This window comes from Limosilactobacillus coleohominis 101-4-CHN (assembly GCF_000161935.1).
Classification (GTDB): domain Bacteria; phylum Bacillota; class Bacilli; order Lactobacillales; family Lactobacillaceae; genus Limosilactobacillus; species Limosilactobacillus coleohominis_A.
Genome location: NZ_GG698802.1, coordinates 183,839 through 207,916 on the forward strand (window position 1 = coordinate 183,839; position 24,078 = coordinate 207,916).

Below are 24,078 nucleotides of genomic sequence, written 5' to 3' on the forward strand. Positions count from 1 at the left end.
CAATTGATCGCGACCACAATTAAAATCCTCGGAACACAGGAACCCAGATTTGGTATAATTTGAACGAGAAGGATGGGTGAGAAAAATGTCAGTAACGCCATTAGACGTCACAAGTACATATTCATTATTACAAAGCACAATTCGACCGCGTGATTTGGTGAAAGCTGCTCGTGAACAAGGGTATTCAGCAATTGCTTTAACTGACGAGAATGTTTTGTATGGTGCGGTAGATTTTTATAATGCTGCTCAACAGGCTGGAATCCGTCCAATTATTGGTTTGAAATTACAGCTAACCTTTGCAGAATTGGATGAACGAAAAACAACCGTCACCGTCATTGAAAAAAATCAGCAAGGATACACGGAGTTAATGCAGTTATCTACCCAACAAATGACATCAAAAGCAGAGCTGACGGTTCAGGATGTAGTAAAGCAAATTGATAATTGTGCAATAATTATTAAACCGACGATGGCAATTTTAACTGCTCATCGGGATCCAACCATTCAAAAATTATTATCTTGGTTTGGAAATCAACCAGGAGACATTTTTATGGGGATTAATCTAGTACTAGACCCGACCGAACGGCAAGTTTTAAAAGATCTCAGCTTGCAAAATGGTCTGAAGTTAATTGCGGATGAACCTGTTGAATATTTAGAAGCTAATCAATATTTCCCAACCCAAGTGTTGAGAGCAATTGGCGATGGTCGCCAAATTGAGTCACCATTAAGTACCGCCCATAATACTGGTCAGCATTATTTAAGAAATGCCCAAAACCTTACAGTTGCCTATGAACGAGCGGGCTTAGCGGATGCCGTAGAAAACAATGAGGTGTTAGTACAAAAGAGTTCATTTAAAATTAATTTTCAAAAGCCAGTTTTACCGGAATTTGCGGTTCCAGAAGGGGTGAATACAGCGCAATACCTCCGTCAACTGTGTATTATCGGCTTAAAAAAGCGTCACTTGGCGCCAAACACCACGATTAAGCAATACCGGGATCGACTAGAGCGTGAGCTGACAGTTATTCATCAGATGGGTTTTGATGATTACTTTTTAATTGTTTGGGATATCATGGCGTTTGCCCACCGCAAACAAATTACTACTGGTCCTGGCCGGGGTTCTGCAGCGGGTTCGCTAGTTGCCTATGCGTTAGCCATTACCGATGTGGATCCACTTGAATATGGCTTATTATTTGAACGTTTTCTAAATCCGGAACGTGCACAAATGCCAGATATTGATTTAGATATTCCGGATAATCGGCGGCAGGAGGTTCTGGAATACGTTCATCAACGATATGGTCACGAACGGGTGGCGCAAATCATTACTTTTGGGACGTTAGCGGCGCGTCAGGTTGTCCGTGATGTTGGCCGAGTGTTTGGTGTACCTAAGTACCAGGTTGAACAGATCATTGATACTTTACGAGTGCTTAGTCGTCATCGATCAGTTACCTTGGCAGAGGCAATTCAGCAGTCGCAGCCACTTCGCAACTTGATGACGGATGACCCAATTAATAAATTAGTGATTGAAGTGGCCCGAAAATTAGAAGGATTGCCAAGGCACTATTCTACCCATGCCGCAGGGGTGGTGTTATCTGCAACACCTTTAAAAGAGATTGTCCCTTTGCAACCGGGAAATGATGAAGCGGGTTTACTGATGACCCAGTTTCCAAAAGAAATCGTGGAATCAGTCGGTCTGTTAAAGATGGACTTTTTGGGATTGCGGAACCTTTCCATTATGGATCGTGCGTTAGCGATCATTCACCAGACTACGCCAGGATTTGATATTACCAAAGTGCCGCTGAATGATCATAAAACCATTCAGTTATTTAAGCAAGGGTTAACAGACGGCATTTTTCAGTTTGAATCGACTGGGATTCGTCAAACACTCCAACAATTAGCTCCAGACAATTTTGAAGATATAGTTGCGGTGAATGCACTGTATCGACCGGGACCAATGCAAAATATTCCGCATTTTATTGCCCGAAAACATGGTCAGGAGCCAATCCAATTACCAGATCAAAGTTTACAGCCTATTTTAGGTCCAACTTATGGGATCTTAGTTTATCAGGAACAGGTAATGCAGGTGGCCTCGAAAATGGCCGGCTTTTCACTTGGCCAGGCCGATTTACTGCGACGAGCAATGAGTAAGAAGAAACAAGCGACAATGGAAAGTATGCGACAACGATTTATTAGCGGAGCGGTTAAGAACGGTTATAACCAACCCATCGCAGAGCAAGTTTTTAACTATATTGATCAATTTGCTAACTATGGTTTTAACCGGTCACACGCGGTTGCATATTCGAAAATGGCGTATGAGATGGCATACTTAAAATGTCACTTCACCACGGCCTTTTTTACGGCACTGTTAGCAATCGAACCAAACATGGATAAAGTTCGTCTTCATTTGGCGGATGCTCAACGATTCGGAGTTCGGATTATTGGTCCCAATATTAATCAGAGTCAAATGGAATACTCACTGCAAAATGGGCAAATTGTGATGGGCTTTTCGATGATTAAGGGAATGCGCCGTGATTTCATCCAAGCAATTATTGAAGAACGCAAAGCGGGACAGTTCAAAAACCTACCAGATTTTGTACAGCGACTGGGTGAGAAATGGCAAAAAGCGGCGTTGATTGAACCCCTGATTTATGCTGGCGCTTTTGATCAGCTTGGCTATAATCGGGCGGAAATGATTGAAGGATTGTCAGGAGTCTTTGCGGGGAACGAATTTAGTTTTCAGAGTGCAGATTTACAGCCAATTATGAAACGTCGCCAAGAGTACCCCTTAACTTATCGCCTTCAAAAGGAGCAGGAGTATTTGGGAATGTATTTATCCGGCCACCCAGTTACGCAGTATCAACGAGTTCGTCAACAACAGCATACCCAGCGGATTATGGATCTCAAACCAGGATCTTCAGTTAAACTCTTAGTATTACTCAACCAAATTCGTCAAATTAATACCAAAAAGACGCATCAACCGATGGCGTTTGCGACTGCTTCTGATGAAACCGGTAGTATGGATATTACTATTTTTCCTCGTCAGTACCAGCGTTTTGTGGATGCTTTAAAGCCGACCACAATTGTAATGATTGAGGGATCAGTTGAGCAGCGCAATGAGCGGTTACAGGTTATCGCAAACCAAATTATCCCTGTCGAAAGATTATTGAATAATCAACGTCAGGTCAGCCATCAACGGTGGGTTATTCGGGTCAGTGATAATTCGTCAGTTGATGAGTTGTTGCCTAAGATGCTCGCTTTAACTAAGAGTATGCATGGCAATACGCCGGTGGTAATTTATAACGTGGCCGCCCAGCAAGCAACGACATTACCTCGTCAACAGTGGGTTGGTCAGCAAGATAAAGTTCGTGATGCATTGAACAAAGTATTCGGCAGCAACAACGTTGTTCTACAAGCGTTTGACAAGTAAGCGCTATCACAAAGACGTTCGAAAAATGATGATTTTCACGAGAAAATTAACGTAATTTTACAGACACTTAAATTAAAACGTGTTATTATAGCACTGTACTATCAAAGCTGCTAAATCAAGATTGATTGAGGTAGTATTGCAAAAGGAGAGAATTCTGTTATGAAGAAAACCAAGATTGTTAGTACCTTGGGTCCGGCAAGTACGGACGTAGATACGATTGTTAAGTTAATTAACGCGGGTGCAAATATTTTCCGTTTTAACTTTTCACATGGTGATCATCCAGAACACCTGGGTCGTTTGAACAACGTCCACAAGGCCGAAGAAATCACTGGTAAAAAAGTTGGGATTATGCTTGATACCAAGGGTGCTGAAATTCGGACGACCGTTCAAAAGGATGGTAAGATCGAATACAACATCGGTGACGAAGTACGGATCTCAATGGATGACAGTATCGAAGGTACTCACGATAAGATCGCGGTTACTTACGAAGGCCTTTATGATGACGTTCACGAAGGTGGACACGTTCTGTTTGACGATGGTTTGATTGACATGGTCGTTGAAAAGAAGGACGAAGCTAATAAGGAATTAGTATGTAAGGTTCTTAACCACGGTGTTCTTGGCTCCCGGAAGGGTGTAAATGCTCCTGGGGTTTCCATTAATTTACCAGGAATTACTGAAAAGGACTCCAGTGATATTCGTTTCGGTTTGGAAAATGGAATTAACTACATTTCCGCTTCCTTTGTTCGGAAGGCTCAAGACGTTCTTGATATTCGGGAACTTTTGAAGGAAAAGGACATGGAAGATGTCCAAATCTTCCCAAAGATTGAATCACAAGAAGGAATTGACAACTTCGAAGAAATCATTGCGGTTGCTGACGGTTTGATGGTTCCGCGTGGTGACATGGGGGTTGAAATTCCAGCTGAAAATGTTCCGTTGGTTCAAAAGCGGATGATTCGTCGTTGCAACGTTTTAGGAAAGCCAGTTATTACTGCTACCCAGATGCTGGATTCTATGCAAGAAAACCCACGGCCAACACGTGCCGAAGTTTCTGACGTTGCTAATGCCGTCTTTGACGGAACGGACGCAACGATGCTTTCTGGTGAAAGTGCTAATGGTGACTACCCAGTTGAATCTGTTGCTACAATGGCTCGGATTGATGTTAAGGCTGAAAATAACCTTGATCAATTTGGTACTGAAACGTTCAATTTTGACAAGTCAGATGTTACTGAAACTATCGGTTCAGCAGTTTCTAACGCGGCACGTGATCTTGGCATCAAGACGATTGTTGCGGCTACTGCTTCTGGTTACACTGCCCGGATGATTTCAAAGTACCGTCCAAATGCTGACATTGTGGCTTTGACGTTTGATGAACGGACTCAAAAGGGTCTGATGATTAACTGGGGTGTTCAACCATACGTTGTTGAAAAACCAGCTAATACTGATGAAATGTTTAAATTAGCTAATGATGAAGTTAAGAAGTTAGGCTTTGCTAACGAAGGAGATCAAATTATTGTGATTGCTGGTTTGCCTGTTGGTAAGAAGGGAACCACTAACATGATGCGGATCCAAACTGTTAAGTAATGTTCTTAGCTAATCTTAAAAGAGGTTGGAATTAGTTCCAACCTCTTTTACTTTACATAAAATCCATGTAAAATAGAATGGTTATGATGCTGAGCAAAAAGTGAGGAACAAAAGATGAACCAAGACCTGGGAAAAGTTGTTAGTGCAGTAATGATTGATGAAAATGATCAATATTATTTTGTCCAGCCGGCACGGAATGGTCAAACCTATCGTTTACCAAAGGATGAATCACCACAAGTATTGCATATTGGTGGTTCAGTGCAGGGTTTTGTATATGAAAATGAAGACCACCAATTACAGATGACGTGTCAGCACATTCCAACCGTCCAGGTGGACCACTATGACTTTGGCGAGGTTGTGAGTGTTCGGCGTGATTTAGGGGTCTTTGTTGACATCGGTCTGCCCAATAAAGACATCGCAGTTTCTTTAGATGATTTACCAACGCTCAAGAATCTTTGGCCCCAAAAAGGGGATCGTTTATTAATTTCGCTTCGGGTTGATGACCATGATCGAATTTGGGGGCAGCTTGCCGATGAGCAAATTTTCCAAACGATGGCGGTCAAACCATCCAAAAAAATGTTAAATTGGAATGTCAACGCTACTGTTTACCGCCTGAAATTATCTGGTACGTTAGTGTTAACGGACAATTTTCAACTCGGGTTCATTCATCCTTCAGAACGGGATCGTGAACCACGTCTAGGAGAACGGGTTCATGCACGGGTGATTGGCTTATCTAGTCATGGTAGTTTGAATTTATCTTTGAAGCCGCGAGCTTTTGAAGCCATTGACGATGATGCCACCCAAATTTATGAATTATTAAAACACGCACCAAATAAGCAATTACCGTATACGGATAAAAGTTCACCGGCCATTATTAAGGAAGTTTTTGGCATGAGTAAGGGACAATTTAAACGGGCAATTGGTCATTTATTGAAGGAGCGCTTAGTTAGCCAGGTAAATGGTCAGCTTATTCTGCTGAAGGAAGTTGCCCTTGATGATTAATCGACAAATGCAGCAAGATGTTCAAGATTTTAGCCAATTTCTTTTAGTGGAACGGGGCTTGAGCAATAATACAATTCAAAGCTATCAAAATGATTTGAAAAAGGCAGCGGAGTATTTTACTAGCCAAAATTTATCATCATGGGGTGATATTGATCGATATGCGGTGTTAAATTTATTGGCGCACTTAACTAATTTAGGACAAAGTCGGACAACAATTGGCCGTCAAGTTTCTAGTTTGCGCCAATTCTATCAATATTTATTACGTCAGCATCGAGTAATGAATGATCCGATGGCGCTTGTAACAATTCCCAAAGGGCAGCGGCATTTACCAACGGTTTTAACCCAGGATGAAGTGCGGCGAATGTTGGCAGTTCCTGATACCGGTAAAAAAATGGGAATTCGGGATCGGGCCATTTTAGAAGTAATGTATGCCACTGGAATGCGGGTTAGCGAATTAACCAATCTACGTTTGAATGACCTCCACTTGGATGTTCATCTGGTTCAGCCTCGTGGAAAGGGCGATAAGGAACGGATTATTCCGATCGGCGAAGTAGCTGAAAGCTGGCTTAACCGCTATTTACATTCAGTTAGAGCACCCCAGTTAGCGAATAAGCCAGCTAGTGACTTCGTATTTTTAAATGCCCGGGCGAAACAATTAACGCGCCAAGCGATTTGGCAATTGATTAAAAAAACTGCCCAAGCAGCCAAGATTGATAAAGATGTGACACCCCATACTATGCGCCATAGTTTTGCTACTCATTTATTAGAAAATGGCGCTGACTTACGGGTAGTTCAGGAACTTCTTGGTCATAGTGATATTACGACAACCCAAATCTATACGCATGTTTCTCAGAAACGACTTTTAACGGTTTACAAAAATACCCATCCGCGGGCATAGAAGGGAAGATAACAATGCTAGTAAATTATCGGAAGGATTATGAAAAGATTGTGATGGGCCTTCTTTCGTTTATTCCTGATTTGCGTGAGTATAATCGCTTAGATGATGAGATTAGTTGGGGAAATGAACGGCCGCGGCAGATTTTTTTATGGAAAAATACGAATATTGATCAATTTAGTGGCGTCGCCATTGTCGAACATGGTGATGATTACATTTTGTTGCGACGAATGTCGTTTACGCCCAGTGAACGTTCAGGACGAAATATGTACTTATTTTTAACGGCAATTGCCAATCAAGCACCGGAAAAACAAGTGGTGGGAACCCTTAAGACCCAATCATTAGTTACTAACTGGCAGCGGAGTAATCAATATAGCAGAGCGTGAGGAGGATTGAACTGATCGAATGGCGGAAGCAGAATTAGTAAATTTACCATATCAACCAACCCTAAAATTAAATGAATTTGAGGGACCATTAGATCTACTCCTTCACTTAATTCGACAATCTAAAATGGATATTTATGATATCAAGATTGCCGAAATTACTGATCAGTATATGAAGTACCTTGCTGAAAACCAACGGTACCGGCTGGAAATTGCTGGTGATTATTTTGTGATGGCAGCCACATTGATGGCAATTAAGAGTCAAATGTTACTTCCATCACCCCCAGCTGATGAAGAAGAAAATTCTGAACCAGAAGAAGATCCCCGAGCAGAATTAGTTGAGCAGCTCCTGGAATACCAACGATATAAAAAAGCAGCGGAAAATTTGAAGGACAAAGAGGAACAGCGCCAGATGGAATATACACGTGAAGCAGCTGGGGTTCCAGACGGTTTTGTGCAAGAACAAGTTGCTCCTGGAGTAACGATTGATCAGCTCCAAGCTGCATTTGCCAAAATATTAGCTCGGTACAATTTTAAAGAACCAGAAATCAAAAATGTGCGACCGGAGCGGATTACGGTTGCTGAACGAATTCAAGCTGTTGTTCATCAGGTAACTAAGCCGGTCCGCTTTGTTGACCTTTTCCAAGATGATGTGAGTCGGGATAATTTGATTACTACTTTTATGGCTGTTCTGGAATTAACCCGTCACGAGATAGTAAAAATTAGCCAAACAACGATGTTTGGCCCGTTGATTGTCATCCCGGGACCGAGAAATGAGGAATATCGAAATGAACAATCTAGCTAAAATTGAAGGACTTCTTTTTATTAGTGGTGATGAGGGAATTAGTCTAGGTGACCTGAGTAGTATTACTGGTTTTATGAAACCGGCAGTTTTGGGGATGCTTGAGAAACTACAAAAACATTACGCAGAGGATGATTCTTGTGCGCTCACGCTTCTCCAAAGTGGGGAAACCTATCGATTAGCCACTAAAGCGGCATTAGCACCGGTCATGAAAGCGTACTTTGAAAAACCATTGACTTCGCCACTAACTCAGGCGCTGTTAGAAGTACTAGCAATTATTGCTTATCGTCAACCAATTACGCGGATTGAAATCGATGATTTGCGTGGTGTGCAAAGCTCAGGCTCGATCCAAAAACTAGTTGCCCGTGGTTTAATTGAGACTCATGGTCGGTTAGATGTGCCAGGACGGCCCTTTAAATATGTTACGACGGATGCCTTTTTAGATTATTTTGGTTTGCAAACTATCAAAGATTTACCACCGTTAACCGAGCAAATGTCTTTAGAAGATATGGATAGCGATATTTTTCTGCGTGCCCTTCAATCACGACAGAAAAAAGCAGAAAAGAAAGGAAAGTAAATTTATGGAACGTCTGCAAAAAGTTATGGCAGAGGCGGGGGTGGCATCCCGTCGTGCTTCAGAAAAATTAATTGCTGCAGGTCACGTGGCGGTGAATGGTCAAGTAGTTACGGAACTAGGGACAAAAGTAACCAAGAGCGACCAAGTCACGGTTGATGGTGTGCCAATTAAGCGGGAACCTCTTAAATACTATTTGTTAAATAAACCGCGGGGTGTGGTTTCCACCGCCCATGATGATAAAGGACGGCGCACGGTAGTTGATATTTTAAAAGATGACGATGTTGAAGAACGAGTCTATCCTGTTGGCAGACTTGATTATGACACTACGGGGATTTTGTTGCTGACGAATGATGGAGCGTTGGCAAATAAACTAATGCACCCTAAATTTGAAGTGGAGAAGACCTATATTGCAAAAGTTAAAGGGGTCCTTAGCAACCATGATTTACAGAAGCTGCGCCAGGGTGTGATCGTAGATGGACGTAAGACACGGGAAGCAAAAAGCAAGCTATTGGAAGTTGCTGATAACCGACAATCTTCGCGAGTTCGTTTAACCATTCATGAAGGTCATTATCATCAAGTTAAGCGAATGCTGAAAGCAGTTGGTCACCCTGTCATTAAATTGCATCGGGAAAGTTATGGCCCATTGAATTTATATGGTTTGGCTAGTGGCGGTCAATGGCGTGAATTAAAACCAAATGAAGTAAAGCAGTTAAAAAATCTTAACTAACTCTATACGTTAGAAAAAAGATTGGTTATAATATGGTTGGTACAAAATTTAATAGTGGTTTGTCTTCAAGGCAGGGTGCAATTCCCGACCGGCGGTATAGCCCGCAACCCGTGAAAACGGTGGAATCCAGTGTAATTCTGGGTGCCGACAGTAAAGTCTGGTAGATAGAAGATTCGCCTCGTCATTTTGATGGGGTAAATGGGGACAAATAATCTTTGTTCCCATTTTTTTATCACAATTACTCGAAGATGACCTCGAATAATGGAGGTTGATTTTTATGTACAAAACATATTCACGTACCAAGCGCTTCACAATGACTGCTTGTTTGGCAGCAGTTGCTTTTTTACTCATGTTTATTGAGTTTCCGATTATTCCAGTAGTTTCGTATCTTAAATTGGATTTTTCAGATGTTCCGGTATTGTTAGGAGCCTTTATTTATGGACCATGGACGGGGGTTCTGATTGCATTATTAAAATGTTTGCTACACGGTTTAACCCGTGGCTTTTCACCTGTTGAAATGCTGGGGTTGTTTGCTAATTTATGCACGTCGATTGCATTAATTATTCCATTTAATATTATCTGGCACCGATCTAAGTGGTCTTTGAGAAGACGGTTGTTGGTTGGGACTGGATTAGCAACCATTGTGATGACCATTGTAATGACGATTTTTAATTATTATGTTTTGACCCCAGCTTATATGAAGATGTTTAACTGGCATCCAACGTTGCCGATTGATAAGATGATGTTAATTGGGGTCTTACCATTTAACTTAATTAAAGGGGTTGCGGTTGGGATTATCTTTAGCCTTGTCTTAATTCATTTACGGACTTGGCTTCAATCACAAACCCAGTGATGAAATATTTCCAAAAGAAGAGGCCCAATTTTTAGCGGCCTCTTTTTTATTGAGGACGGTGAAAGAATGGATCGATATTTGTTGACAATGTTTACAGACCAGCCGCGACGGTTTCGAGTAATTGAAAATATTGTGCGAAATAAGAGAACCCAGGCTAATTTGTTTTGGGGGTTAAACTATCAACTATTGAACTGGTCAGGAAGTAATAATCAGCTTTCGCGTCAGGAATTTGACCAGTGGTTGGGTAGCCAACAACGAGCTGGCTCACTCATGATTAAAGGTAATTACGCGTGGTTGACCAATGTTGGAATGCAGCTGAAACAGTCCTGCTTGCAGTCAATGTATCAACCACATAATAGTCAATGGTCATGGCTAATTAATCAGCAGAAATTTGCTGACCGTTTTTTACTGGGGGTTCAAGCAGCCTCTGAGTTAGCTCATCGACATCGTCATTATGTGCCATTAAATATTTCGCCCACTGAAATGGTCACGGTGCGGAAATGGCTAGCCAATCCACAGATAACAAATCAGCTTGAAATAGAACTCCAAATGATCGGCCAAAATCTTGCACGGCAGGATAATCGTTTAGCAGAATTTTTTGCTCACCGTCTGATTGGCTACCGGACAACAGGATGGACTAATCAGCAGGCGCAGTTGACGTTAAAACTTTCTGCAGAGGAAATTCAAATTCTAAATTGGGATGTTTGGCTGGGGGTTGCCGGCTATCTTAAGATGCATTCCCAATGTAATCTTTACCGATTGATGGAAAGCTTAATCTCACAAGTCCCAATTAGTAATAGTGCCTGGCAAACTTTACAGGATTTTCAAGAAGAAGTAACAATTCAAGCAATCGCGCGACGTCGCCATCTGAAAGTTAGTACTGTTCGGGAGCATTTATTGGAGGCGGCGATAATTGTTCCCCAGGCAATTGACTGGGACCGTTTGTTACCATGGGCCATTGAGCAGCAGTTACGTGATCGTTATTCAGGCCCGGTAGCAGAATGGCATTTTAAGTCCGTTACTACGGATTCGGCAGCAGAATTTTTTTCTTTTCGTCTGTATCAAATTAAGGAGCTACAGCAAATTCATGGAGCAATCTGAAATAACTTTACATAACATTTTACTATCAAAGTACCATTTCAAAGCGTTCCGTCCTGGACAAAAAGAAGCTTTAGTCAGTACTCTAAAGGGCATCCCCACATTGGCAATTCTTCCGACTGGTGCAGGGAAGAGTTTGCTTTACCAGTTACCAGCCTACGTTACCCAGGGGCTGATTGTCGTAATTTCGCCGTTAATTTCATTAATGCAGGATCAAGTTGATCGGATTCGCCAACAGGGTGATTTTAAAGTTGCAATGTTAAATTCTCGTTTAGATTATCAGGAACAACGGGCAATTTTACAATCGTTAAATGATTACCGGTTTCTTTTTACTTCACCAGAAACATTAGTGAAGCCGGCTGTGTTATCTCGTTTGCGTCAGGTAACGTTGAGCATGATGGTAGTTGATGAAGCGCACTGTATTTCTCAGTGGGGTCCCAACTTTCGACCGGAATATCTTCTTTTAAAGAACGTGGTTGCGGATGTTCAACCGCCGCGATTGCTACTTTTGACTGCCACGGCGCCTGCCACCGTTGCGAATGATATTATTCAAAAACTCGGTCTTGATCGAAACGGGGTTAAAACGATTCGTCAGTCTGTCGACCGGCCCAATATTTTTTTAGCTGTCAAACAACTAATGGATGACCAAGCTAAGCAGCGGTATTTGATCGAAACCATTCATCGACTTGGGTCAAGCGGGGTGGTCTATTTTTCTAGCAAGAAAGTTGCTAATCAAGTTAGTCAATTAATTAGTAAAAAGTGTGGATTACGGGTGGGTGTTTATCATGCAGGTCTGAATAATTTGGAACGCTTTCAAATCCAACAGCAATTTATGAATAACCAGTTAGACCTTATCTGTGCCACTAGTGCTTTTGGTATGGGAATCAACAAGAATGATTTGCGCTATGTTATTCATTATCACTTACCAGGGAGTTTAGAAAGTTATGTTCAGGAATTCGTTCGGGCTGGCCGTGACGGGCAACCAGCGTTAGCGCTATTATTGTATTGCCCGGGAGATGAATATCTGCAGCAAGTGTTGGGACAAATTGAACTACCGGGTAGCAGTGTTTTACAACGAATTCATGATGGAGAATTATCCTCGGCTTCATTAGGTGATCAAAAAGAGTTATTCGAATTTTATTTTAATCATCACTATTCCGTTCATGATGTTCAAACGATTATGCGAGAACAAAACCGATTAAGTAAACAACGATTACAGATAATGATGAATTACATTAATGCAGACAGATGTTTGCGGCAAATAATTACTGAATATTTTGGTGAGCAAATGGTTAAGCAACCTCGGATGTGTTGTTCTATTGACAAGCCAGATTGGCAAGTTCAGGATTTAGGACTACCCGCTGTTGAATTATTAAAAGAGGAAGCTCATCAGCAGGATTGGCAACAGGTAATTAAACAGTTATTTCATTAACTGGACTAATATGTAGACAGTTAATATAGAAATGCGCTACAATTTTATGTATGTAATTTAAGGAGGGTTAGTACATGAGTGAAAGACGTGAAGACCAACGGCCAGAAAATGAAAAATTGTGGGATAAAACCTTTGAAGATGATGAAGAAACTGATTCAAAAGGTAACCTTTCCCGTGTTAAACGCCGGAAGAAGGATTCACAAAATTCGCGAATTACGACAATTCTCGTCGTGTTAATTATTATTTTAGCGGCTGCACCAATTTTCTTTTGGGTGCGGCATGAACAGTCTTTTGATCATCCAGTCCGTGAGCAACGGGTCGCCCAAACACATACTAAAAAAGTGGCGAGTAAGAGTAAAACACATTCAAAAGACCATCACGCCAAAACAGTTCGTCGGCAATCAAGTTCTATCAGTAATAAAACTGTAGATCGCGAATCAACGACAGCCAGTTCGGTAACTAGTAGTGCTCCTTCATCTGCTTCTAGTATGAGCAGCAGTGATAATAAGTACGCAACAGTTCAAGCTGGCCAGGGAATATATCGGGTAGCAGCTAACAATGGATTAACGGTTAGTGAATTGGCGCGGTTAAATAATATTTCACCTAATACGGCCTTACAGCCAGGACAACGGCTGCGAGTTAAGTAATTAAAAGGAGCGAAAAAAGAATGACAAAGGCACTTCAAGTGGCAATGGATGGACCAGCTTCCGCTGGTAAAAGTACCGTAGCTAAACTCGTTGCAAAACGGTTTGGCTATATCTATTGTGATACTGGGGCAATGTATCGGTCAGTGACGTGGGCAGCATTAGATAGGAATATTACACTAGATAACATTGCGGCAATTATTAAATTGGCTCAAGAAATCACGATTAGTTTTGAACCTGGTGCTGAAGAACAACGGGTGTTTGTCGATGGCCATGAAGTTACCAAGGTAATCCGTTCGAATGAAGTCGCGGAAAATGTTTCCGCAGTTGCAGCGATTCCTGAAGTACGGAGTGAAATGGTGAAAGAACAACGAAAAATTGCCACGCAAGGTGGAATTGTGATGGATGGTCGTGATATTGGAACCACCGTTTTGCCAAATGCACCGGTAAAAATTTTTCTAGTGGCCAGTGCGCATGAAAGAGCACGTCGTCGTTTTGAAGAAAACCAGGCCAAGGGAATTGCAACTAGTACTTTAGAAGAGTTACAAAAAGCAATTGAACTGCGCGACCAAAAGGACTCGACTAGAAAGGTATCACCGCTTACCAAAGCTAAGGATGCCATTGAAATTGACAGTACTCACCTGACTATCGATCAAGTGGTTTCGGAAATTTCGAAAATAATTGAAAAAAAGTGCAACAATTAAAGTTAATGCTGGTAAATTCGGTTGAAATCTAGTAGAATAGTAGCCAGAGTTGATTGTTGCAAGGAGGATTTTTTTAGATGGCTGAAAATGAAAACAATAACGCTATGTTAGAAGCGCTCGACAGCATCAAGACAGTTAACGTTGGGGATGTTGTTAAGGGTAAAGTACTGCAAATCGACGACGATCGTCAAGCAATCGTTGGAATCGAAGACGCTGGTGTAGAAGGGGTGGTTCCTGCAAACCAACTTACTACTAAGCCAGTTGAAGACATCAATGATGTTGTTAAGGTTGGAGATGTTCTTGATTTAGTAGTTATTTCAAAGATCGGATCTGACAAGGAAAACGGCAGTTACTTACTTTCACATCGGCGTTTAGAAGCCATGAAGGTATGGGACGATATTCAAAAGAAGTTCGATGCCGGTGAAACAATTACTGCTAAGGTTACCCAATCTGTTAAGGGTGGTTTGGTAGTAGACGCTGGTGTTCGTGGATTCGTTCCAGCATCAATGATTACTGATCATTATGTTGAAGACTTGAACCAATTTAAGGGTCAAGAATTAGAATTTAAGATTATCGAAATTGAACCAAGCGAAAACCGTTTGATTCTTTCTCACAAGGAAATTGTGAAGAAGGAACACGAAGAAGCTGCCAAGAAGATCTTCTCTGAATTGGCTGCTGGTGATGTTGTTGAAGGTAAGGTTGCACGGATGACAAACTTCGGTGCCTTCATCGACCTTGGTGGTGTTGATGGTCTTGTTCACGTTTCTGAAATTTCATACGATCACGTTGACAAGCCTTCTGATGTTTTGGAAGTTGGTCAAGACGTGAAAGTTAAGGTTCTTAACGTAGATCCTGAACGTGAACGGATTTCATTATCCATTAAGCAAACCTTGCCAGGACCATGGGATGATATTGAAGAAAAGGCTGCTGTTGACACCGTCTTAACTGGTACAGTTAAGCGTTTGACTAGCTTTGGTGCTTTTGTTGAAGTCTTCCCAGGTGTTGAAGGTTTAGTTCACATTTCACAAATTTCTCATAAGCACATTGCTACACCAGCTGATGTTTTGAAGCCTGGCCAAGAGGTTAAGGTTAAGGTCATCAATGTTGACCCAGAACGTCAACGGTTAGGTCTTTCAATCAAGGCATTGGAAGAAAAGCCTGCTGATAGTGATGATAACCACAAGCGTAATAACCGTAACAACCGTCGCCCTCGGCGGAATAACTTCGCTGCTGATGCACCAGAAGAAGAAAACGGCTTTACTCTTGGTGATTTAATCGGTGATGAACTGAAGAACGCTGGTAAATAAGCTTTTCATTTAGATTAATAAGGCTGAGAAGAGGTAAGTTCTTCGCAGCCTTATTTTTTTTAAATCAATAAAGGAGGGATTATGATGGCAAACCCGATTGTTGCAATTGTAGGTCGACCAAACGTGGGTAAATCGACGCTGTTTAACCGAATTGCAGGTGAACGAATCTCAATTGTTGAGGATACTCCGGGGGTTACTCGTGACCGGATTTATACCCATGCAGAATGGCTTGGCAAAAACTTTAATTTGATTGACACCGGAGGAATTGATATGTCTGACCAGCCTCTTACGACGCAGATTCGTGAGCAGGCAGAGGTTGCAATTGATGAGGCGGACGTAATTGTCTTGGTGGTTGATGTGCAAAATGGGATTACTGATGCAGACGAAAAAGTCGCTCAATTGTTGTACCGGTCAAATAAACCAGTCGTGCTAGCGGTTAATAAAGTGGATAACCCTGAACGGCGGAGTGACATTTACGACTTTTACTCGTTGGGGCTTGGCGAACCATATCCAGTCTCTAGTGTTCATGGAATTGGGCTTGGTGATTTGCTGGATGCAGTTATCAAAAATTTCCCTGATACCGCTGATAATCAAAAAGATGATAGTATTCGGTTTAGCTTGATTGGCCGGCCAAATGTTGGGAAATCCTCTCTAGTAAATGCAATTTTAGGACAGCAGCGAGTAATTGTTTCCGATATTGCTGGGACTACTCGTGACGCCATTAATACCCAGTTTGTGGCGGATCATCGAAAGTTCACGATGGTGGACACTGCCGGAATCAAAAAGAAGGGGAAACTATACGAAAATACGGAGCGCTACGCATTAATGCGCTCAATGAAAGCAATTGATGACAGTGATGTTGTATTAGTGGTATTAAATGCCGATGAGGGTATTCGTGATTTGGATAAACATATTGCGGGATATGCTCATGAAGCTGGTAAGGGTGTAATTATTGTCGTTAATAAGTGGGATTTAATTAAGAATCGTGATCATCGGACAATGACAGATTTCACAACCTTGATTCGAAATGAATTTCAGTATCTGAGTTACGCCCCAATTATTTTTGTTTCAGCTGTTACAAAGCAACGGTTGATTAAGATTCCTCAACTCATTGAAGAAGTTTACGATCATGCCCGGCGCCGGATTAAATCATCAACCTTAAATGATGTCTTGATGGATGCAATTGCTGCCAATCCAACCCCAAGTACAAATGGAAAACGCCTGCGGGTTTATTATGGGACTCAAGTAGCGGTGGAACCACCAACGTTCGTTATTTTTGTTAATGATCCAGATTTGATGCATTTTTCATATGAACGTTATTTAGAAAACCGGATTCGGGAGGCATTTGATTTTTCTGGAACGCCAATTCACTTGATAAAGCGAGCACGGAAGTAAAATCCAAAAGAAAATCACCGAATTTATTAAATAATCGCAACATAATCTGATTTTATCGTCAAAACGCCTTGCCAATGCGGTTTCTCTATGCTAATCTTAATTTTGAAATGATACGTTGTTGCGTTATTATTTCGTTAATTTTGGACCACTCAAAATTAACAACGCTTGGTGTGACGTGATTGTCTCACTAATGTGGGAGGTGAAAATACATGGCAAACAAAGCTGAATTAGTAAGCAATGTTGCTAGCGCAACTGGCTTAACCAAGAAAGACGCTACTGCTGCTGTTGATGCAGTATTTAGTTCAATCCAAGCATCTTTAGCTAAGGGTGAAAAGGTTCAATTGATTGGTTTTGGTAACTTCGAAGTACGTCAACGTGCTGCCCGTAAGGGTCGTAACCCACAAACTGGTCAAGAAATCCAAATTCCTGCAAGCAAAGTACCTGCATTCAAACCAGGTAAGGCTTTAAAGGACGCTGTTAAGTAATTAATAATTACTTTAATAACGCAAGAAGAGGCTTGAGTATTACTCAGCCTTTTTTTATTACTTTGTTTTTCATGTAACGCAACAATCATCGGGAGGCAACGAATGAGCTATTCAGAAAGAATGCTAGATCAATTAAATAGTGGTCAGCTGGAGGAAGCAAAAAAGTCTTTTGCGTGGGCACTACGAAAAGACGATGATGATACTTTGTTTAATTTGGCAGAGCAATTATATGGTTTAGGCTTTTTACACCAGTCCCAACGGATCTATCTCAAGCTCCTTGATAAATATCCAGATGAAGATGAAATCAAAGCTTCCTTAGCTGAAATTGCAATTGATGGTGGTCACAATGATGAAGCGCTAGCATACTTATCACAGATTGCTCCATCGTCACCGGCCTATGTTCAATCGTTGCTCGTAGCAGCGGATCTATATCAAACTGAGGAACAATTTGAAGTTACCGAAGAGAAGCTCCGTGAAGCCTTTCGCTTAGCTCCTCAAGAACCCGCAGTTTTGTTTGCTTTGAGCGAATATTATTATCTGGTTGGTAAGTTTGATCAGGCAATTCCTTTATATATTTCACTAATTAAACAAGGGTACCTAGAATTTGCTAAGGTTGACATTGCTGGGCGTTTGGGTATGTCATATGCACAGAGTGGTAGGTTTGATCAGGCTTTAGGCTATCTAGACCAGGTTGATCCCCGTTATCAAACTTCAGATATTCGTTTTCAAACTGGTATGACTCAGTTGCATTTGGGAAAGGTCAAAGAAGCGATCAGTACTCTGCAGGAATTAATTGATTACGATAATCAGTATGCATCCGCCTACCCAGCGCTTGCGAGTGCCTATTTAAAAGAGAATCAGTATCAAAAGGCCCTAAAGGCAGCTCAAGAAGGGCTTGGAGTTGATCAGTATAATGAACAACTTTATACATTGGCCGCGGAAATTGCTAGTCATCTCGGTGACTATTCATTGATGGGGAAGTATCTATCGACGGCACATCAATTGGCACCTGATAATTTAACGATTGCTTTGCAATACAGTAATTATTTGCTGCAGCAACATCGTTATCAGGACAACATTGACTTATTAAAGCCAATTGAAGAAGAACATGAAGTTGACCCACAAGTGGAGTGGAATTTAGCGCAATCATATTTGGCATTGGAAAAGTTTGATCAAGCAGGACAGGCGTTTGAAACCGCACTGCCGGCCTATCAAGATAACCCGACCTTTTTGCGGCAGTTAATTGATTACTATCAACAGAGTGGCCAACGCGATCAATTAATTGATGAATTAGAACGGTATGTTGAATTAGTACCAACAGATACAGAAATGGTTGATTTACTAGATTCATACCGTGATTTCTAAAATGCTGATTAGGTGTCATATCTATAATATAAGTGAGATTCAGAACAGACTTTGATGTTCTGAATCTCATTTTTTGTTGCTAATTATAAAAAGTAACCAGTAAGCTAGAAAATTTGTTAAAATTAGTGCAGTAATTCTAAAATGAAGAGTGATAAAATGCAGATTAAAAAGTTACCATCATTATTCGAACCCGCTCGACCAGTTTTGCAAAAAATTGAACAGGCTGGCTTTGAAGCATACTTTGTGGGCGGTAGTGTGCGTGATACCATCCTTGGTGATGCAATTCATGATATTGACATTGCCACCTCTGCCTATCCCAGTGAGATTAAAGCAATTTTTAAAAAGACAGTTGATACAGGGATTCAGCATGGAACAGTGATGATTCTGGATCACGGAACTGGTTATGAGACCACCACATTTCGAACCGAAAGTGGCTATCAGGACTACCGCCGTCCTGACCAGGTAACGTTTGTGCGGTCCTTAAAAGATGACCTGAAACGTCGAGATTTTACAATTAACGCCTTAGCAATGAAGGAGGATGGCACAATTATCGACCTTTTTGATGGCCTTGGCGACCTTCAGAGGCATTTAATTCGGGCCGTTGGCGATCCTGAAGAGCGTTTCCATGAAGATGCTTTGCGAATGATGCGGGCGGTCCGTTTTGCGGCTAAACTGGATTTTGCGATTGATCCGGCAACGCAACGGGGAATTGAAGATCATGGTGAACTGCTAACCAAGATTGCGGTAGAAAGAATTGAAGTAGAATTTTCCAAATTGTTGCTGGGAATCAATCCCAAACGAGGGTTAGACTATTTTCTGACGACCGATTTATATCTTTATTGTCCTCGTTTACAACACCATTATCAGGCGTTGGTTAAATTGAGTCAGCACCAAGATTGGTCGTCAATTACAAATGAAGCTGAAGCATGGTTAGCATTACTATATTCACTACAGATTACTGGTCAGTCGGCAATCAGTAGTTTTATGAAGGATTGGAAATTATCAAACGCGCTGATCAGTCTTGTTCAGCATGCGATGACAGTTTTGCTGGCAATTCAAAAAGATCAAATTAAGCCGATGATGCTTTTTAATGCTGGTCGTAAAGCTATCTTAACGGCGAGCCAGGTTGCTGAATTTGAAGAATTACAGCATCCTGACTTACTAGCAATGAATGATCAACTACCAATTCATGATCGACATGATTTAGCAATTGATGGTGGTGCATTGATTCGCCATGCTTCGATTCAGCCGGGACCGCTATTGGGCAAGGTAATGAATCAATTATTAGCTTTAGTTGTTGAAGGAAAAGTCGCCAACGAAGAACCAGCACTTCTCCAGGAAGCACAAGATTTAATTGAGAAAGGGTAATTAACGAATGCAGACATTACGGGCAGATGATTTAACAAGCACTTATGGTGAAAAAACGTTATTTGACCACGTTTCACTAATGATTAATGAAGGTGACCGGATTGGTCTGATTGGGACTAACGGTAGCGGTAAGACCAGTTTGCTAAATGTGCTCGCCGGATTAACGAGCGCCGATGCTGGTGAGATTACTAAACCCCATGACTATACTATTGGTTATTTACGCCAAAAGCCGGTATTAGATCCCGATAAAACGGTGATGGACGCCATTTTTGCTGGTAATCAGCGCATTTTTGATACCATTCGTCAATATGAAGAAGCACTGAATAACTACAGTCAACATCCGGATGATCCACAATCGATTGATCGGTTCACCAAAATGCAGGGAAAGATGGATCAAGAGGATCTTTGGGAAGCCGAAAGTCAAGTTAAAACAATTTTGACTCAGTTAAAAATTACTGAATTGAGTCAACCCATTAAGGAACTATCTGGGGGTCAACAAAAACGGGTTGGGTTGGCACAAATATTAATCCAACATCCAGACCTTCTAATGCTGGATGAGCCTACGAACCAGTTAGACATTCCGTCAATTGTTTGGTTACAAGATTTTCTAGCCACTTATAAGGGAGCAGTTTTAGTTGTTACTCACGATCGTTACTTTTTAGATCAAGTTACCAACCACATTTGGGAATTATCATTTGGTAAACTCTATCATTATGATGGTAATTATCAAGCTTTTGTACAACAGAAGGCAGAACGGGTAGAATTAGCTGCCGAGGGGGAGCGTAAACGACAGTCCCTATACAAAAAAGAGTTAGCTTGGATGCGTCATGGAGCGAAGGCACGAAGTACTAAACAAAAGGGCCGGATTAACCGTTTCAATCAGTTAAAAGATTCGATCGGTAACCTACAAGAAGACCAGAATGTGCAGATTAGCCTCGGGTCCCAGAGATTGGGTAAGGATGTCATTAAAGTTGAGCATGCAAACCTCCAATTTGATAAGCGAACGATTCTTAAAGACTTCAACTGGCTTGTCCAACCTGGAGCCCGAATCGGAATCTCTGGAGCGAACGGGGCTGGTAAGTCAACGTTGTTAAACGTTATTGCTGGTCAGCAAGCATTAGACAGTGGTGTAATTAAAATTGGTGAGACCGTTAAGTTAGGGTATTATACTCAACAAACAGAGCCAATCGATAAGGATAAACGAGTAATTAATTATTTATCTGAAGTCGCTGAGTCTGTGCAAAACGCCAATGGTGAACGAATTAGTGTCACGAACCTATTAGAAGAATTTCTTTTTCCACGATTTATGCACGGTACTTTGATTCGGAAATTGTCTGGTGGTGAACAACGCCGCCTATATCTTTTAAAGATTTTAATGCAGCAGCCAAATGTTTTGCTTCTGGATGAACCTACGAATGATCTTGATATTTCAACTTTGACGGTCTTAGAAAATTATTTAGATGAATTTGCTGGCACGGTGATTACGGTTTCACATGACCGGTATTTCCTTGATCGGGTTGCTGACCAATTATTAATTTTTAAAGGAAATGGTGTTATTCAAGACTATACGGGACGTTTTACCGACTACCTAACACAACAAGAAACGGCAACTCAAAAGCCGACACCGAAAAAAACATCTCATAAAGTGTCTTCTACAAAATCAGTAACGAGTGAACCTAAAAAGAAAACAAAGCTAACCTATGCAGAAAAACTGGAGTGGGATCGGATTGATGGCGAATTAGATGATTTGGACCAACAACAACAATCCATTGAAAAACAAATGAACGATAGTGGCGATAATTATGAAAAATTAGCCAAGTTGCAAAAAGAACTTAACGCTGTTCAGAAACAGATTAATGATAAAACGGCTCGTTGGGAATACTTGAGTAACTACGTTGAGTAAGGAGAGACAGCATGGTAATTAACGAGAATGAACAACAATACTTAGATTTAGCGCGGTACGTTCTAGAAAATGGTCATTTAAAGGGTGATCGTACAGGTACCGGGACACGTTCAATCTTTGGCTATCAAATGCGCTTTGATTTGCAAAAGGGCTTCCCAATTTTGACGACCAAAAAAGTAGCGTTTGGTTTAATCAAGAGTGAATTATTGTGGTTTTTACGCGGGGATACTAATATTCGTTTCCTATTACAACACAATAACCATATCTGGGATGAATGGGCCTTTAAAAAGTGGGTTACTAGTGCTGAATATCAGGGACCGGATATGACGGATTTTGGACATCGCTGGTTATCTGATCCAGACTTTAAAGAACAGTACTTAGCCGAAAAAAAGCAGTTTTGTCAACGGGTATTGAATGATGATGAGTTTGCTAAGAAATATGGTGATTTAGGATTAGTTTACGGGAGTCAATGGCGAAGTTGGCGAACTTCACGTGGTGACACGATTGATCAAATCCAAAATGTAATCAATGAAATTAAAAAGAATCCTAATTCTAGACGATTAATTGTGTCCGCTTGGAACCCGGAGGATGTGCCGTCAATGGCGTTACCACCTTGCCATACAATGTTTCAATTTTACGTTAACGATGGGAAATTAAGCTGTCAGCTTTACCAACGATCAGCAGATATTTTCTTAGGAGTACCATTTAATATTGCCAGTTATGCTTTACTAACTCATTTGATTGCTCGCGAGTGTCAGTTGGAAGTGGGCGACTTTGTTCATACATTAGGGGATGCGCACATTTATAACAATCATATTAAACAGATTAAAGAACAACTAATGCGTCAGGTTCATTCTGCACCAAAGCTGATCTTTCCCAACGGGACCAAGAGTTTGGATGAGTACACGGTTGATGATATTAAATTAGATGGTTATCAACATGAACCGGCAATTAAAGCACCAGTAGCAGTTTAGAGAGGTTAAATATGAAAATTTCATTTGTCTGGGCTGAAGATGAAGCTGGCTGGATTGGCAAAAATGGTCAGTTACCATGGCACTTGCCCGTCGATCTTAAACACTTTAAAACGGTTACAGATCATCACCCGATTGTGATGGGAGCACGGACTTTTGCATCGATCGGGCGGCCATTACCAAATCGCCCCAATATTGTTGTTTCTCATCATCCGGTCGCCGTGGATCAAGTGATTACAGTTACAAATATTGAAGACTTAATGAACTTGATTTTTAAACGGTATGCTGATCAGGAAGAAGTTTGTATTATTGGTGGAGCAGGATTATTTGCCCAAATGGTTGCTCATGTGAACTGCCTTCATCGAACAATCGTTATGGGTAACCACCATGGTGATGTCAAAATGATTCCAATTGATTATCATCAATGGCAACTAACTAAAAAGACACCAGTCTATAATTCCAAGACTGGCGCGCTTAATTGTTATTTTGAAGAATGGGTGTTAGACAAAAAATAGAACGGCAAAGTAAATAAACGCAGAACCAGCTAACACAAAGAAATGCCATATTAAATGAGCTGTTTTCCGGGGAAAACTATAAATAATGGCCCCGATGGTGTAAGTAAGACCACCAGCCACAAGAAGTGAGAAGCCAACCGTTCCTAAGTGGTGCCAAAGTGGCCAGAAAGCAACGACACACAACCACCCCATGATGACATAAATTAACTTGGACCAATTACTTTTGTGTTTAAGCCAAATGCTTTTATAGATGATTCCTAAAACGGCCATTCCCCACTCAATACCAAAAAGTGTCCAGCCAAGCCAGCCTTTAATTGCTACAAGGCAAAATGGGGTATAGCTAGCAGCAATGAGCACATAGATAAAACAGTGATCAAGTCGTTGAAAAACAGCCTTAGCTTTTGTGTAGATCAGGCTGTGGAATAGGGTTGAGCTTAAATAAAACAATACCATTACACTTCCCATAATAGTAAAGGTAACGATTCGTAAAGCACCACCACGGTGAACCGCCATAATAATCAAGAGGACCAATCCGGCAATTGATAGGAGGGTGCCGATACCATGCGAAATGGCATTCATGACCTCAATCGTTAAATCACTGTGGATTGTACGTTCTTTCTTCATTAATCATCGGACTCCTTTAAACAAAA

The 24,078-nt window shown here is 41.2% G+C and carries 22 protein-coding genes and 1 riboswitch; of the genes, 21 read left to right on the forward strand and 1 reads right to left on the reverse strand.

Annotation, left to right across the window (positions count from 1 at the left end; genetic code table 11):
- The first annotated feature begins 85 nt into the window (after positions 1 to 85).
- From dnaE to HMPREF0501_RS01140, 21 genes are all read left to right on the forward strand, one after another.
- Entirely contained in the window at positions 86 to 3,421 is a 3,336-nt protein-coding gene (gene dnaE / locus HMPREF0501_RS01040; RefSeq protein WP_040455535.1) for a DNA polymerase III subunit alpha, read from the forward strand.
- A gap of 159 nt (positions 3,422 to 3,580) precedes the next feature.
- Positions 3,581 to 5,002: a pyruvate kinase gene (pyk, locus tag HMPREF0501_RS01045; protein WP_006915928.1), complete on the forward strand. Its 1,422-nt coding sequence runs from the start codon at positions 3,581 to 3,583 to the stop codon at positions 5,000 to 5,002.
- Between the two features lie 114 nt (positions 5,003 to 5,116).
- Positions 5,117 to 6,004, forward strand: coding sequence for a S1 RNA-binding domain-containing protein (locus HMPREF0501_RS01050; protein ID WP_006915929.1), 888 nt, complete (start codon positions 5,117 to 5,119; stop codon positions 6,002 to 6,004).
- A gap of 7 nt (positions 6,005 to 6,011) precedes the next feature.
- The gene (xerD, locus tag HMPREF0501_RS01055) at positions 6,012 to 6,902 is read left to right on the forward strand and encodes a site-specific tyrosine recombinase XerD (RefSeq protein ID WP_006915930.1); all 891 of its coding nucleotides are present in this window, start codon (positions 6,012 to 6,014) and stop codon (positions 6,900 to 6,902) included.
- A 14-nt stretch (positions 6,903 to 6,916) separates the two neighbouring features.
- Positions 6,917 to 7,285, forward strand: coding sequence for a hypothetical protein (locus HMPREF0501_RS01060; RefSeq protein WP_006915931.1), 369 nt, complete (start codon positions 6,917 to 6,919; stop codon positions 7,283 to 7,285).
- A 19-nt stretch (positions 7,286 to 7,304) separates the two neighbouring features.
- Positions 7,305 to 8,087 carry a segregation and condensation protein A gene (locus HMPREF0501_RS01065; protein ID WP_006915932.1) on the forward strand — a complete coding sequence of 261 codons (783 nt, stop codon included), beginning with the start codon at positions 7,305 to 7,307 and terminating at the stop codon, positions 8,085 to 8,087.
- Positions 8,056 to 8,661: an SMC-Scp complex subunit ScpB gene (gene scpB, locus HMPREF0501_RS01070; RefSeq protein ID WP_006915933.1), complete on the forward strand. Its 606-nt coding sequence runs from the start codon at positions 8,056 to 8,058 to the stop codon at positions 8,659 to 8,661. Before HMPREF0501_RS01065 ends, scpB begins: the two co-directional genes overlap by 32 nt.
- A gap of 4 nt (positions 8,662 to 8,665) precedes the next feature.
- Positions 8,666 to 9,388 carry a pseudouridine synthase gene (locus HMPREF0501_RS01075; protein ID WP_006915934.1) on the forward strand — a complete coding sequence of 241 codons (723 nt, stop codon included), beginning with the start codon at positions 8,666 to 8,668 and terminating at the stop codon, positions 9,386 to 9,388.
- 57 nt (positions 9,389 to 9,445) lie between these two features.
- A riboswitch (FMN riboswitch) is annotated at positions 9,446 to 9,565 on the forward strand.
- Positions 9,566 to 9,665: 100 nt separating this feature from the next.
- Entirely contained in the window at positions 9,666 to 10,241 is a 576-nt protein-coding gene (locus HMPREF0501_RS01080; RefSeq protein WP_006915935.1) for an ECF transporter S component, read from the forward strand.
- Between the two features lie 66 nt (positions 10,242 to 10,307).
- Entirely contained in the window at positions 10,308 to 11,342 is a 1,035-nt protein-coding gene (locus tag HMPREF0501_RS01085; RefSeq protein ID WP_006915936.1) for a helix-turn-helix domain-containing protein, read from the forward strand.
- Entirely contained in the window at positions 11,329 to 12,771 is a 1,443-nt protein-coding gene (locus tag HMPREF0501_RS01090; protein WP_006915937.1) for a RecQ family ATP-dependent DNA helicase, read from the forward strand. Before HMPREF0501_RS01085 ends, HMPREF0501_RS01090 begins: the two co-directional genes overlap by 14 nt.
- Before the next feature lie 74 nt (positions 12,772 to 12,845).
- Positions 12,846 to 13,418: an SAG1386/EF1546 family surface-associated protein gene (locus tag HMPREF0501_RS01095; RefSeq protein WP_006915938.1), complete on the forward strand. Its 573-nt coding sequence runs from the start codon at positions 12,846 to 12,848 to the stop codon at positions 13,416 to 13,418.
- Between the two features lie 20 nt (positions 13,419 to 13,438).
- A complete protein-coding gene (gene cmk / locus HMPREF0501_RS01100; RefSeq protein ID WP_006915939.1) occupies positions 13,439 to 14,119 on the forward strand; it encodes a (d)CMP kinase in 681 nt (226 codons plus the stop codon).
- Between the two features lie 77 nt (positions 14,120 to 14,196).
- Positions 14,197 to 15,426, forward strand: a complete 1,230-nt coding sequence (gene rpsA / locus HMPREF0501_RS01105; RefSeq protein WP_006915940.1) for a 30S ribosomal protein S1 — start codon at positions 14,197 to 14,199, stop codon at positions 15,424 to 15,426.
- An 84-nt stretch (positions 15,427 to 15,510) separates the two neighbouring features.
- On the forward strand, positions 15,511 to 16,821 hold the full coding sequence (gene der, locus HMPREF0501_RS01110; protein WP_040455538.1) for a ribosome biogenesis GTPase Der: 1,311 nt from the start codon (positions 15,511 to 15,513) through the stop codon (positions 16,819 to 16,821).
- Between the two features lie 209 nt (positions 16,822 to 17,030).
- Positions 17,031 to 17,306 (forward strand): HU family DNA-binding protein, encoded by a 276-nt coding sequence (locus tag HMPREF0501_RS01115; RefSeq protein WP_006915942.1) that lies wholly within the window; start codon positions 17,031 to 17,033, stop codon positions 17,304 to 17,306.
- 102 nt (positions 17,307 to 17,408) lie between these two features.
- On the forward strand, positions 17,409 to 18,671 hold the full coding sequence (locus tag HMPREF0501_RS01120; RefSeq protein ID WP_006915943.1) for a tetratricopeptide repeat protein: 1,263 nt from the start codon (positions 17,409 to 17,411) through the stop codon (positions 18,669 to 18,671).
- Positions 18,672 to 18,827: 156 nt separating this feature from the next.
- Complete coding sequence (locus HMPREF0501_RS01125) at positions 18,828 to 20,039, forward strand: CCA tRNA nucleotidyltransferase (RefSeq protein ID WP_006915944.1); 1,212 nt, start codon at positions 18,828 to 18,830, stop codon at positions 20,037 to 20,039.
- Between the two features lie 7 nt (positions 20,040 to 20,046).
- A complete protein-coding gene (locus tag HMPREF0501_RS01130) occupies positions 20,047 to 21,942 on the forward strand; it encodes an ABC-F family ATP-binding cassette domain-containing protein (protein WP_006915945.1) in 1,896 nt (631 codons plus the stop codon).
- An 11-nt stretch (positions 21,943 to 21,953) separates the two neighbouring features.
- On the forward strand, positions 21,954 to 22,916 hold the full coding sequence (locus HMPREF0501_RS01135; RefSeq protein ID WP_006915946.1) for a thymidylate synthase: 963 nt from the start codon (positions 21,954 to 21,956) through the stop codon (positions 22,914 to 22,916).
- Between the two features lie 11 nt (positions 22,917 to 22,927).
- Complete coding sequence (locus HMPREF0501_RS01140) at positions 22,928 to 23,428, forward strand: dihydrofolate reductase (protein WP_006915947.1); 501 nt, start codon at positions 22,928 to 22,930, stop codon at positions 23,426 to 23,428.
- Here the strand turns inward: HMPREF0501_RS01140 and trhA are convergent.
- A complete protein-coding gene (trhA, locus tag HMPREF0501_RS01145) occupies positions 23,414 to 24,052 on the reverse strand; it encodes a PAQR family membrane homeostasis protein TrhA (protein WP_006915948.1) in 639 nt (212 codons plus the stop codon). The two genes, HMPREF0501_RS01140 and trhA, sit on opposite strands and share 15 nt — an antisense overlap.
- Positions 24,053 to 24,078 lie beyond the last annotated feature (26 nt).